This is a genomic window from Lysinibacillus canaveralius (assembly GCF_047301505.1).
Classification (GTDB): Bacteria; Bacillota; Bacilli; order Bacillales_A; family Planococcaceae; genus Lysinibacillus_B.
In genome coordinates this window covers 349,229-360,577 of the sequence record NZ_CP154840.1, presented here as the reverse complement: position 1 = coordinate 360,577, position 11,349 = coordinate 349,229, and the positions used below count along the sequence as shown (strand labels likewise).

Here is an 11,349-nt window from a genome sequence, read left to right as displayed (position 1 = left end):
CTAAAAACACGTGGTTCGCAACCATCCCACGTAAAAAAACTAGGAGGAATTTCATATGAAAGTTAAGTTTTTAGCGACAAGTGCCATTATTGCTGCGCTTTATATTGTCATCACAATGGTCTTTTCTGCAATTAGCTTCGGGCAAGTACAATTCCGCCTTGCAGAAATTTTTAATCATTTGATTGCCTTTAATCCGCGCTATATGGTCGGTGTCGTATTGGGTGTATTTATTTCAAACTCCCTCTTTTCTACAATCGGTATTCTAGATGTCATCTTTGGCGTTGGGCACACACTGATTACGCTCGGACTATTCATTCTTATTTGTAAATACGTCAAAAATATATGGGCTCGTCTCATCATTAATACGTTCTTATTTACATTTACAATGTTCATTATTGCTTTCGAGCTGAATCTAGCCCTGGAGCTTCCTTTCTGGGAAACTTGGCTATTCTGCGCGATTGGCGAATTTGTCGTATTGGCAATTGGTACACCGATTATGTACCTATTAAACAGCCGTTTACACTTCAAAAAGTTAATTTAATATAAATTAATGAAAGGGGTTATTCCTGAGCGCCCTATGTTCTATGCCCCTAGCTGAACGAGCGGTTCTATTTTAGAGCCGCTCGTTTTTTATAGCCTTATATTTTCTGAAAATATTGACTTATCGTCATTTACCCCTTACAATTACGTTAATTCATTCGTTCGGACTGGTTGAAGGTTGCGGAGAGCCGCAATCGCCATGCGAGCAGAGTTGAGAATAGCCGAGTAAATTGATGAATAAGAAGAGTAACAGGATGCAAGACGTTTAGAGAGCACGTGGCTGGTGGGAACGTGTCGTTTTCTCCTGTGAATGGGCCTTAGGAGAGCCATCAGCATAAGTTGATGGACGGGATCTCCCACGTTACGGGATTCAAGAGGGAGCGGTATGCTCCAATCTGAGGTGGCAACGCGGTTATTCAATCGTCCTCTACAAAAAGTTCACACTTTTTGTAGAGGACTTTTTTATTTTTAGAAGAGTGGAGTGGAGCATATGATCAAGCAAAGCGTACGTACAACCATAAAAAAAATAAACGGTGATTGCTTAACACCGGTATTAATCTTCAAGCGTCTGCAAGGAAAGCGGAAGTTTTTATTAGAAAGCTCTGCAAAGCATGAGACAACTGGACGCTATTCCTTCATTGGAGCAAATCCTCGAAAAACATATACAGGTTCGAATAGGACTCTTACTGAGTATTCGCATCATACAAACAAAAGCTATAGCTATGATGGGGACCTAGTCAACCTGCTGAAGCAGGTCATGCCCCGCATTTCAACAAATACGGACTATCCTTTTACAGGCGGGGCCATCGGTTATATTCGCTTTAATCGGGAGCAAGGAGATATTCCTGCTGTAAATTTCCATGTATACGACACAATTATCATATTTGATCATGTCACTGATGACTTGACTATCATCCATACGAATATTGAGGCGGAGTTGAATGAGCCCAACATCGATGAAATTATTCATCAGATCATAAACGCTCAGCCTCTATCATCACAGGAGTTTTCGCTCGGTCTTTTTACAGAGCAAACGTCAAAAGAAGAATTTTCACGCCAAGTTGAACAAGCACAAAACGTGATTGCCTCTGGGAATGCAAAAGAGATTGTATTATCACGCAGGCTACTGGCTGATTTTTCTGGTGATGCTTTTTCTCTTTATCGGGATTTACGGGTAAAGCTTTCATCTCCCTATCTGTATTACATCGAATTCGATGATCATATAGTGATTGGCGCTTCACCTACCAATGTAGTGAGCGTGCATGACAACTTAGTAAAAACAAATGCGGCAACCAATATACAGAACGTTTGTATAAAGGATTCCATCCAGCAGGAGAACGGCTTCATGTCAGGTGTGCTTTCCCATGCTCTTCATGCCATTGACGCATTAACACATCTATTGCCGGCTGACACAGTAACCGGTGAATCGAGACAGCAGGCTGAACAGGCGATTCAGAAAATTGAACAGAAGCAGCGTGTACTTTATGGCGGAGCTATCGGCTATATCGGCTTCAATGGACAAATCGACTTTGCTCTCGCCTCACGCACATTACTTTTGCAAGGTGACAAAGCCCTAACAGAGGTCGGCGCTAAGGTGACAGAAAAAAGTATTGGTTCAGATCTATATGAGCGTTCGAACGTCGAGCTATTTTCAGAAATGGTGAGAGGATGAAAAAAGTGAACTTACAAAATTATACAAAACGTATTGCAGATGGTGAACATTTGTTATTTGAGGAAATGGTAGAGGCAGCAGGCGATGTATTTGACGAAACAACGCCTAAGGAGCACATTAAGGAATTCTTACTTGCCTTGAGCGCAAAAGGAGAAACATCACATGAAATCGCAGGGCTTGCTTCTGTGATGCGCTCACATGCCATTCAGTTGGAAGCTCCAGAAGGTATTTATATTGATAACTGCGGAACGGGCGGAGATGGACTACAAAGCTTCAACATTTCTACCACTTCTGCCTTTGTCCTCGCAGGCGGCGGACTGCCCGTTGCAAAACATGGGAATCGAAAGGTTTCAAGCTTATCAGGCAGCTCCGATGTACTGGAAGCACTAGGCATCGGACTGTTATCGTCATTGGAGCAGACAACGGAGCTGCTAAAGCTAGAAGGAATCGCCTTCCTGCATGCTCCAACTATTCATCCGAGACTAAAACGGATCGGCGAAATCCGCCAGGCTATTGGGAAACCTACTATTTTCAATATGGTAGGTCCGCTGACAAACCCTATTCCATTAAAGACACAGTTTGTCGGGATCAACCGTCCTGCCTTTACGACCTCCTATGCGGAGGTGCTTCATATGCTTGGACGTGAGCGTGCCATTATCGTATCAGGCGCTCAAGGGATGGATGAAGCTTCCCTCGAAGGAGAAAACACCTTTGTCCTGCTGGATCACGGTGATATTCTGCCGTTTAAATTACGGGCCGAAGATGTAGGACTAACACCACAGCCTCTATCAGCTATCCGCGGAGGAAACGCTGAGGAGAATGCAGGCATTATGCGCGAGCTGCTTGGTGGAAAACAAAGCGCCTACTTTGACACTGTCGTACTGAATGCAGGCATCGGCTTCTTTGCGTATGGTCTTGCTGGGACGATGAAAGAAGGAATTGAAATGGCGAAGGACAGTATTTTGTCCGGGCGCGCAAAAGAAAAATTAGAGGCGGTCATTGCCTACAGCAAACAGATGAAGGAAGCAGGTGCCAACGCATGACTATATTACACGAGATACTTGACCATAAAAAAACAGAGCTGCCGAAGTTAAAGAAACAACCCCCCCTATTTAAGCGGGGCGAAAAAAAACGTTGTTCTCTTTACGAAACATTGATTCATGCAGATCGATTGCAAGTCATTGCTGAAATGAAGCGTGCGTCTCCTTCTAAGGGAGACATTGCTGCGCATACCAATCCTACGGTTCAAGCCCTCTGGTATGAAAAAGCAGGGGCTGCCTGCATATCGGTGCTGACAGAAACAAAATATTTTAAAGGTTCTTACCGGGATTTGAACGATGTAGCCAATGCAGTCTCTATTCCCGTGCTATGTAAGGATTTTATTATTGATGAGGTGCAGATCGACTATGCAAAAGCAGCAGGCGCCTCCGTTATCCTGCTCATTGTTGCGGCTTTGTCAGATGAAGAGTTGGCTCGTCTCCATACTTATGCAATAGACCATGATTTAGAGGTTTTAGTAGAAGTACATGACATTGAGGAGCTAAAACGCGCATTCGCAGTAAACGCACGTATCATCGGTGTGAATAACCGTAATCTTAAAACCTTTGAAGTTGATTTGAAACAGACAAAAGCTGTGGCACAGGAGTTCAATCGGCCAGATATTGCATTTATTTCAGAAAGCGGAATTTGGAATGAAGCAGATGCTGCTCTTGTAGCAAGCTACGGTGCAACAGGCATATTAGTCGGCGAATCTCTAATGCGCAGCAGCGATGTAACAGCAGCTCTTCAGGCATTGCAAGTGGAATTGAAAGTAGGCGAAGTACAATGACACTTGTAAAGATCTGCGGATTGAAGAAAGAGGAACATGTGCAGACAGCAATCAATGCAGGAACTGATTTCATCGGTTTTGTCTTTGCACCAAGCAAACGAAATGTGACGATCAATCAAGCCCATGAACTTGCACAGGGTATCCCAGAAAGCGTGAAGAAGGTGGGCGTATTCGTTAATGCAGAAGAAACCTTTATACAGGAAGTGTATAAAAAAGTTCCACTCGATTACATCCAATATCATGGGGATGAAACGAACGAATTCATACAGCAGGTCGGCCTTCCTGCAATCAAGGCATTCTCTATACGGACAAAGGAGGATGTTTTAAAAGCAGTAAGCTATGATGTAGATTACTACCTTTTTGATGCTCCGGGTACGGATTTCCGAGGCGGCAGCGGCCATCCATTCGACTGGTCATTGTTGGAGGAATTGAATATTCCACGTGAAAAAGTCATTTTAGCTGGTGGATTGAATGTTAATAATATTGCAGCTGCTATCCAGCTCGTTCAGCCTGCGGGTGTGGACGTATCGAGCGGTGTCGAACAAGACGGCGAAAAAAACGAAACGTTAATACAAAGCTTTCTACAAAAGGCAAAAGGAGCGAATACAAGATGACAACTACAACGACTACAGGCCGTTTCGGTGCATACGGCGGGCAATTCGTACCGGAAACACTTATGACTCCACTAATCGAGCTTGAAAAAGCTTATGAAGCAGTAAAGCAGGACCCTGCCTTTCATAAAGAATTGCATTATTATTTGAAGCATTACGTTGGGCGCGAAACCCCTCTTTACTTTGCTGAGCGGCTGACTGAAAAGGTGGGCGGAGCCAAAATCTATTTAAAACGTGAAGACTTAAATCATACCGGCGCTCATAAAATCAATAATGCCCTTGGTCAGGCATTGCTTGCCCTTCGTATGGGAAAGAAAAAAATCGTTGCTGAGACAGGCGCCGGTCAGCATGGTGTCGCAACCGCAACAGCATGTGCTTTACTCAATCTTGAATGCATTGTCTATATGGGAGCAGAGGATGTCAAACGTCAGGCGCTGAACGTCTTCAGGATGGAGCTTCTTGGCGCAAAGGTTGTAGCGGTGGATAAAGGCTCTGCAACGCTAAAGGATGCAGTAAATGAAGCACTGCGCCACTGGGTTACTCATATTGAAGATACCCACTACATTTTAGGATCTGCGCTAGGTCCACACCCCTTCCCAACTATCGTCCGCGATTTTCAGCGAGTTATCGGCGACGAAACGCGGATGCAGATTCAAGAGCAGGAGGGTTGCCTTCCAGATGCTGTAGTTGCTTGCGTTGGAGGAGGCAGCAATGCAATCGGTATGTTCTATCCTTTTGTTGAGGATCAGGACGTCAAGCTGATCGGCGTAGAAGCAGCTGGTGCAGGTATTGAAACGGGGAAACATGCAGCTGCGATTGCGGGTGGACAAAAGGGGGTGCTGCACGGGGCCTATATGTATTTACTGCAGGATGACAACGGCTTTATCCAAGAAGCACATTCTATTTCTGCCGGCCTCGACTACCCTGCTGTCGGTCCTGAGCATTGCTTCCTTTCGGATATCGGCCGTGCCGTATATGATTCGGTAACAGATAAAGAGGCATTGGAGGGCGTCAAGCTGTTATGTGCTACGGAAGGCATTTTACCTGCCCTTGAAAGTGCTCATGCAGTGTACTATACATCCAAACTAGCAGCGACTATGAAAAAGGACGAAATCATCATCGTGTGCTTGTCTGGACGTGGCGATAAAGATGTTCATACTTTGATTGATGCTATGGGAGGACATGAGCAATGACATTACAAACAGCAATCGAATCAGTGATCAAATCTAGGGAAAAAGCATTCGTCCCGTACATTATGGCGGGAGATGGCGGCTTACATTCATTACGGGAAACGATTTTGCGTCTGCAGCAATTAGGTGTAACAGCTATCGAGGTAGGAATCCCATTTACTGATCCTGTAGCAGACGGGCCTACGATTGAAAAGGCAGGTGAACGTGCCCTTGCGAACGGAACGAACTTACGGAATGTGCTGACAACCTTAAAAGAATTCGCTCATGAATTGACTATTCCTCTTGTAGCAATGACATATTTAAATCCTATCTTAGCTTATGGATGTGCAGCCTTTGCCCAGGATGCCTATAAAGCTGGCATCCGCGGACTGATCGTACCAGATATGCCGCTTGAGGAGAGCTCTATTATTCATAAAGAACTTTCAGTAGCAGGGATTTCCCTTGTACAGCTTGTGTCGTTGACAAGTCCTGAAGAACGAATCACCAAGCTCGCTGCAGCCAGTGAAGGCTTTATTTATGCTGTAACAGTCAACGGCATTACAGGCGCTCGCTCTGATTTCTCTCATAACCTGGCTGCTCATTTCGCTAAATTAAAGTCTTATAGCTCACTTCCTGTGCTGGCGGGTTTCGGTATCTCGACACCTGAACAGGTTACAGCCTTCAGTACATTTAGCGATGGAGTCATTGTTGGCAGCAAAATCGTTGATGCTCTGGCACAAAGTGATTGGGACACAATCGAGTCATTGGTGAAAGCATCTAAACAAGTGGAGGTAAACTAATATGAAAGCAACAGAAAAACGCGGTTATTTCGGGGAATTCGGCGGCAGCTCTGTCCCCTCTGATTTGCAAAATGTATTAGACATTCTAGAAGAGAATTTCTACCGTTATAAGGATGATGAAGAGTTCAACCAAGAGCTGAATTATTACTTCGAGGAATATGTAGGACGTAAATCGCCGCTTTACTTCGCCGCAAACTTAACGAAACAATGCGGCGGTGCCAAAATTTATCTGAAGCGCGAAGACTTAAATCATACCGGTTCCCATAAAATTAATAACGTATTAGGGCAAATCCTCTTGGCTAAACGCATGGGTGCGAAACGTGTCATTGCTGAAACAGGAGCAGGTCAACATGGTGTAGCCACAGCAACAGTCTGTGCAATGTTCGGTATCGACTGTACGATTTATATGGGAGCAGAGGATACAAAACGCCAGGCATTGAACGTCTTCCGTATGGAGCTTCTAGGGGCAAATGTAGTGGCAGTGGAAAAAGGGCAAGGCCGCCTGAAAGATGCAGTAGACGAAGCCTTCGCGGACCTTGTAGAAAATTATGAGCATACATTCTATCTATTAGGATCGGCGGTCGGTCCCCATCCGTTCCCAACGATGGTCAAGCACTTTCAATCCGTGATTTCAAAAGAATCAAAAGAACAGCATCTTGAAAAAGAAGGGAAACTACCGACTGCTGTCCTCGCATGTGTAGGAGGAGGCAGTAATGCAATTGGTGCATTCGCTGAATATATCGATGATAAAGACGTACGCTTAATCGGTGTCGAGCCGGATAAGGCCCCTACACTAACAGAAGGACGCCCAGGCGACCTGCACGGCTTCCGCTGCATCGTTTTGCAGGATGAAGAAGGGAACCCGCTGCCGACATATTCCATCGCAGCCGGCCTTGATTATCCAGGTGTTGGACCTGAGCACAGTCATCTAATGACGAACGGCCGTGCTGAATATGTAACAGTTACAAATGAAGAAGTACTAGAAGGGTTCCAGACACTTTCAAAAGTAGAAGGAATCATCCCGGCATTGGAATCTTCTCATGCCGTAGCACATGCGTTAAAGTTAGCACCAACTCTATCCCCTACCGACAGTATTATCGTTAATATTTCAGGAAGAGGAGATAAAGATGTAGAGCAAGTATTTGCTATGCTGAATAAATAAATGATACTAAAACAGCAGTCCTTCGGTAGTGACCCCTTAAAGTTAGAGTTTTTATTATGCAGCTAATTGGCTGGCGTGTATTCGGTAATTTACCGGACTCATGCCGGCCAGTTTTTGTTTAATACGATCGTTATTATAATAATTGATATACTTTTCTATTTTCTTTTGTAATGCTGCGTAAGAGATTAATTGTTCCCCATAATACATTTCCTGTTTTAGTATGCTGAAGAAGTTCTCCATGGCCGCATTGTCTGCGCATGTTGCTTTACGAGACATGCTTTGGAAAATCTTGTTCTGCCTTACTGTTTTCACCCACGTATTGTGTTGATAGTGCCATCCTTGATCGGAGTGAATCGTTGTCCGATATGCGGCACGCTTCTGAATGATTGGAAGTGCTTGTTTAAGTGACTCTAACACAAAATCTAGGCTCGGCCGTTTTGACATACTAAACCCAATAATCTCACCGTTATATAAGTCCATGATCGGGCTTAAATATAATTTCTCATTATTTGTACATTTAAATTCGGTTACATCAGTCACCAATTTTTGAAGGGCATACGGTGTGCTGAATCTACGATTCAAAAGGTTTTTAGCGACTTTCCCAACCATTCCTTTGTAGGATTTATAGCGTGATTTACGGACAAATTTTACACATTTCAATCCTAGCTTTTTCATAATCCGTTGTACTTTTTTATGATTAATTATGTACCCCTGCGCTCTTAATTCCGCATGAATACGACGGTAGCCATATCGGCCTTCATGCTTTTCAAAGGTCTCTAAAATCAATGTTTCCCACTTTTCGTTCGAATTTGCTTGTTTCATTTGTTTCATTTGATAATGATAGGTTGCTTCTGGAATACCCACTTGTTTTAAGACATCTTTTAATCGAAATCCTTCTTGTTTAAGTTCGAAGGCGATGGCTGCTTGTACTTTTCGAGGAGGGCATTCGGATTCTCTCGAAAAGCCTTCAACTTTTTTAAATAGGCCACCTCTAAACGAAGCAGTTCATTTTCACGTTCTAGCTGCTCCTCACGTGACATGGTTTTTTCTTGGTTATTCGCTGTTGGTTTTTGTTTCTTAGACATAGACGGGTGCCCCTTTGATTTTTTTTGCAGGCCCTCTATCCCTTCTTTTGAAAACCGATGATACCAACTGGCAACTAAAGTTGGATCATTCAAGTTAAAGTGAATCGCAGTATCTTGATAGGAAGCACCTGTTCGTTTCATAAAGTTTAATACATCTAATTTAAATTGAACAGAATAAAACTGCTTCGTTTTCTTAACGGATAATCCGTTACGCCCAAACGCTTGATAAGCACGTACCCATCTCCTTAATGGAGAATCATCTATACCATATTTCTTCGCTATCGCTCGATATCCTAGAGAGCCACTTAAATATTCTTGAACCACCATCAATTTAAATTCTTCGCTATATTTAGTCATAAAAATCACCCCAAAAGTTAGTTTTTTACTCTAACTTTTGGGGTGCAGTACCTTCTCAAGAGAAGCTGCTGTCTTTTTTATGGAGACTCCACATTCTATTCCTAAAGATAAACCAGATCAATTTGTATATTTATGGTATTATTAATAGATAAATTACAATAAATATTTTGTTTATCTTTTATCGTTAGGCGCTTTGCTGTAAAAATTGATTTCTGCTGCAGCTGACTTGCTTGTCCTATGCACAGCCTCAGTCTCCTTATGGCAACACAACGTTGTTCATAAAGGCTTTGTTACAAAATGCGGTAGTTGTTAGCCTTTACTTCATTCATATTTTGCCTGGCGGAGGCTTTACTTTGCTGGAAAAGACGCATACGATAGGCTACACTCTTCCCCGCTTTTCTTCGCTCAACTAGGAACTCATATTTTGATAAGCGGCATGCCTGAAATCACATAAAATCCACTCACATTTTAGGATAACTTTTTCTAAGAGGAGGCTCGTAAGAAATGAATAGACTCATGGAGCTAACCGGTATTACTCAAAAATATAAAGAGAAGATTGTCTTAGCGGATCTGTCGCTATCTATATTTCAGCATCAGATTGCTGCTCTCGTCGGCCGCAATGGTTCCGGCAAAAGTACGTTATTGAAAATAATAGCGGGGCTGCTGAAGCCAGAACAAGGCGAAATTAATAAACTGCTGCATCCTTTAAAAGTAGGCTATGTACCTGAAGTAACTCCGGCTGATCTGCCGTTTACTCCTGAAGAATATCTTATGCATATGGGAACGATTAGAGGAATGGATAAACAGAGACTTCGGAATCGAATTGACGTCCTTATCCATACATTTCACCTGCAAAGTGATGCTCATATAAAAATGAACCAATTCTCCAAAGGTATGAAGCAAAAGGTGATGATTATGCAGGCAATGCTGGAAGAAACAGATCTGCTTATATTGGACGAGCCTTTATCAGGGCTTGATCCAAAGGCCCAACTGGAATTGGAATATGTTCTTTTAGCTTTAAAAGAAAAAGGGTTAAGCATCCTTTTAACATGTCATGAAACAAAGCTATTGGAAAATGTAGTCGATAGGATGTTATTGCTGCAAGACCATAAAATCGTTGAACCGGCTCTGTCTAATACATCTGTACAAAAAATAAATAGATTAATTTTTGAAATCTCTAGCCAGCAGACGTTTGAAGAATTACTTCCTTTTATGGAAATCACACAAAAAAGCAATATCGATTCTATGATTATGCGATTGGAAGCAACTATAAAAGAAGAACATACAGATGATTTGATACGACAACTTCTTTTAAAACAGGCATCTATTAAACAATTGACGCCGCTCAATAAAGCAAAGGAAGCGTTTTATCACAACTTTTTAAAACGAGAGGATCACATTTTATGAAGGGTTTATTATATTACCAGTTCATCAGCTACTTAAGATCTTATCACTACATCCCTCCTTTTTCCTTATTCATCATTTTATTGATTGTAAACTATACGTACACACCAAATCCGATATTAGATAGTTACTCATTTACCTCCCTCATTCTTTTTTTCATTATGGGATGGTTTACAGTGACTATTTTTCATGTTGAAGAGACGGGACAAAAACAAATCACGTTATTGCATGCTCAAAGTTTGAGCAAATATTATGTATCTCTCTATTTGCTTTCTGCCCTAATTGGTCTTTTTCTAAGCATAGTGGCAGTGGCATATCCGATTGTTTTTGGGGCCTTTGGCGGAGAAACGCGACCGCTGCATGTTCTTATGGGAATATTATCTCATTTCAGCTTAGCATTTTTGGCTATTGGATTGTCTGCCGTCTTCACGAGGGAGATTGTTAAAAAAAGAGTAAATACATGGTGGGGAGTCGTAAGCATCCTGATTATTTCTTTATCACTTGTTACGATCAAGAGTTCACTTCTTCAATTAAAGGGACTTATCTGGCTGATCCCTCCTGTTTATCTTCCGTTAGAGATGATGACCGCAAAAGACAGCATATCGTTCATCCCTGAACTATTTTATTGGAAATTCGGTTTTGTGTTCCTTTACGGAATATTCTTTATGGCTACTTTCCTTTTTATTATCAATCGAAAGCCGGCCTCCTCCTAAGTTTGCCT

General features: G+C 42.5%; 11 protein-coding genes, 1 pseudogene, 1 riboswitch and 1 other annotated feature. Of the genes and pseudogenes, 10 read left to right on the top strand and 2 right to left on the bottom strand.

Annotation, left to right across the window (positions count from 1 at the left end; all coding sequences use genetic code 11):
• Positions 1 to 4: 4 nt before the first annotated feature.
• Positions 5 to 49: riboswitch (PreQ1 riboswitch) on the top strand.
• A 6-nt stretch (positions 50 to 55) separates the two neighbouring features.
• From AA0Y26_RS01900 to trpB (AA0Y26_RS01865), 8 genes are all read left to right on the top strand, one after another.
• Positions 56 to 541, top strand: a complete 486-nt coding sequence (locus tag AA0Y26_RS01900) for a QueT transporter family protein (RefSeq protein ID WP_413364619.1) — start codon at positions 56 to 58, stop codon at positions 539 to 541.
• A gap of 223 nt (positions 542 to 764) precedes the next feature.
• Positions 765 to 971: a binding site (T-box leader), on the top strand.
• Between the two features lie 59 nt (positions 972 to 1,030).
• Positions 1,031 to 2,212 carry a chorismate-binding protein gene (locus tag AA0Y26_RS01895; RefSeq protein WP_413364617.1) on the top strand — a complete coding sequence of 394 codons (1,182 nt, stop codon included), beginning with the start codon at positions 1,031 to 1,033 and terminating at the stop codon, positions 2,210 to 2,212.
• A gap of 5 nt (positions 2,213 to 2,217) precedes the next feature.
• Positions 2,218 to 3,255, top strand: coding sequence for an anthranilate phosphoribosyltransferase (trpD, locus tag AA0Y26_RS01890; RefSeq protein ID WP_413364615.1), 1,038 nt, complete (start codon positions 2,218 to 2,220; stop codon positions 3,253 to 3,255).
• Positions 3,252 to 4,040, top strand: coding sequence for an indole-3-glycerol phosphate synthase TrpC (trpC, locus tag AA0Y26_RS01885; protein ID WP_413364613.1), 789 nt, complete (start codon positions 3,252 to 3,254; stop codon positions 4,038 to 4,040). Before trpD ends, trpC begins: the two co-directional genes overlap by 4 nt.
• The gene (locus tag AA0Y26_RS01880) at positions 4,037 to 4,654 is read left to right on the top strand and encodes a phosphoribosylanthranilate isomerase (protein ID WP_413364611.1); all 618 of its coding nucleotides are present in this window, start codon (positions 4,037 to 4,039) and stop codon (positions 4,652 to 4,654) included. The genes trpC and AA0Y26_RS01880 overlap by 4 nt, the downstream gene beginning before the upstream one ends.
• The gene (gene trpB, locus AA0Y26_RS01875; RefSeq protein ID WP_413364609.1) at positions 4,651 to 5,844 is read left to right on the top strand and encodes a tryptophan synthase subunit beta; all 1,194 of its coding nucleotides are present in this window, start codon (positions 4,651 to 4,653) and stop codon (positions 5,842 to 5,844) included. The genes AA0Y26_RS01880 and trpB (AA0Y26_RS01875) overlap by 4 nt, the downstream gene beginning before the upstream one ends.
• On the top strand, positions 5,841 to 6,620 hold the full coding sequence (gene trpA / locus AA0Y26_RS01870; protein ID WP_413364607.1) for a tryptophan synthase subunit alpha: 780 nt from the start codon (positions 5,841 to 5,843) through the stop codon (positions 6,618 to 6,620). Before trpB (AA0Y26_RS01875) ends, trpA begins: the two co-directional genes overlap by 4 nt.
• Before the next feature lies 1 nt (position 6,621).
• A complete protein-coding gene (gene trpB, locus AA0Y26_RS01865) occupies positions 6,622 to 7,782 on the top strand; it encodes a tryptophan synthase subunit beta (protein ID WP_413364605.1) in 1,161 nt (386 codons plus the stop codon).
• A gap of 54 nt (positions 7,783 to 7,836) precedes the next feature.
• On the opposite strand, the pseudogene AA0Y26_RS01860 reads toward trpB (AA0Y26_RS01865), so the two are convergent.
• Together AA0Y26_RS01860 and AA0Y26_RS01855 are read right to left on the bottom strand one after the other, a co-directional pair.
• Positions 7,837 to 8,703, bottom strand: a pseudogene (locus tag AA0Y26_RS01860) (IS3 family transposase); the annotation flags it as partial.
• Complete coding sequence (locus AA0Y26_RS01855; protein WP_413362014.1) at positions 8,664 to 9,224, bottom strand: transposase; 561 nt, start codon at positions 9,222 to 9,224, stop codon at positions 8,664 to 8,666. The gene AA0Y26_RS01855 and the pseudogene AA0Y26_RS01860, both read right to left, overlap by 40 nt.
• A gap of 504 nt (positions 9,225 to 9,728) precedes the next feature.
• On the opposite strand from AA0Y26_RS01855, the gene AA0Y26_RS01850 reads away from it, so the two are divergent.
• Together AA0Y26_RS01850 and AA0Y26_RS01845 are read left to right on the top strand one after the other, a co-directional pair.
• Positions 9,729 to 10,631 (top strand): ABC transporter ATP-binding protein, encoded by a 903-nt coding sequence (locus tag AA0Y26_RS01850; protein ID WP_413364604.1) that lies wholly within the window; start codon positions 9,729 to 9,731, stop codon positions 10,629 to 10,631.
• Positions 10,628 to 11,341 carry an ABC transporter permease gene (locus tag AA0Y26_RS01845; RefSeq protein WP_413364602.1) on the top strand — a complete coding sequence of 238 codons (714 nt, stop codon included), beginning with the start codon at positions 10,628 to 10,630 and terminating at the stop codon, positions 11,339 to 11,341. Before AA0Y26_RS01850 ends, AA0Y26_RS01845 begins: the two co-directional genes overlap by 4 nt.
• Positions 11,342 to 11,349: the final 8 nt, after the last annotated feature.

What these genes read in the sequence shown, in the direction of transcription:
- trpA (WP_413364607.1), top strand. Translation starts at nt 5,841, where the DNA reads ATGACATTACAAACAGCAATCGAATCAGTGATCAAATCTAGGGAAAAA.
- AA0Y26_RS01855 (WP_413362014.1), bottom strand. Translation starts at nt 9,224, where the DNA reads ATGACTAAATATAGCGAAGAATTTAAATTGATGGTGGTTCAAGAATAT.
- AA0Y26_RS01845 (WP_413364602.1), top strand. Translation starts at nt 10,628, where the DNA reads ATGAAGGGTTTATTATATTACCAGTTCATCAGCTACTTAAGATCTTAT.
- trpB (WP_413364609.1), top strand. Translation starts at nt 4,651, where the DNA reads ATGACAACTACAACGACTACAGGCCGTTTCGGTGCATACGGCGGGCAA.
- trpB (WP_413364605.1), top strand. Translation starts at nt 6,622, where the DNA reads ATGAAAGCAACAGAAAAACGCGGTTATTTCGGGGAATTCGGCGGCAGC.
- AA0Y26_RS01900 (WP_413364619.1), top strand. Translation starts at nt 56, where the DNA reads ATGAAAGTTAAGTTTTTAGCGACAAGTGCCATTATTGCTGCGCTTTAT.
- AA0Y26_RS01850 (WP_413364604.1), top strand. Translation starts at nt 9,729, where the DNA reads ATGAATAGACTCATGGAGCTAACCGGTATTACTCAAAAATATAAAGAG.
- AA0Y26_RS01880 (WP_413364611.1), top strand. Translation starts at nt 4,037, where the DNA reads ATGACACTTGTAAAGATCTGCGGATTGAAGAAAGAGGAACATGTGCAG.
- AA0Y26_RS01895 (WP_413364617.1), top strand. Translation starts at nt 1,031, where the DNA reads ATGATCAAGCAAAGCGTACGTACAACCATAAAAAAAATAAACGGTGAT.
- trpC (WP_413364613.1), top strand. Translation starts at nt 3,252, where the DNA reads ATGACTATATTACACGAGATACTTGACCATAAAAAAACAGAGCTGCCG.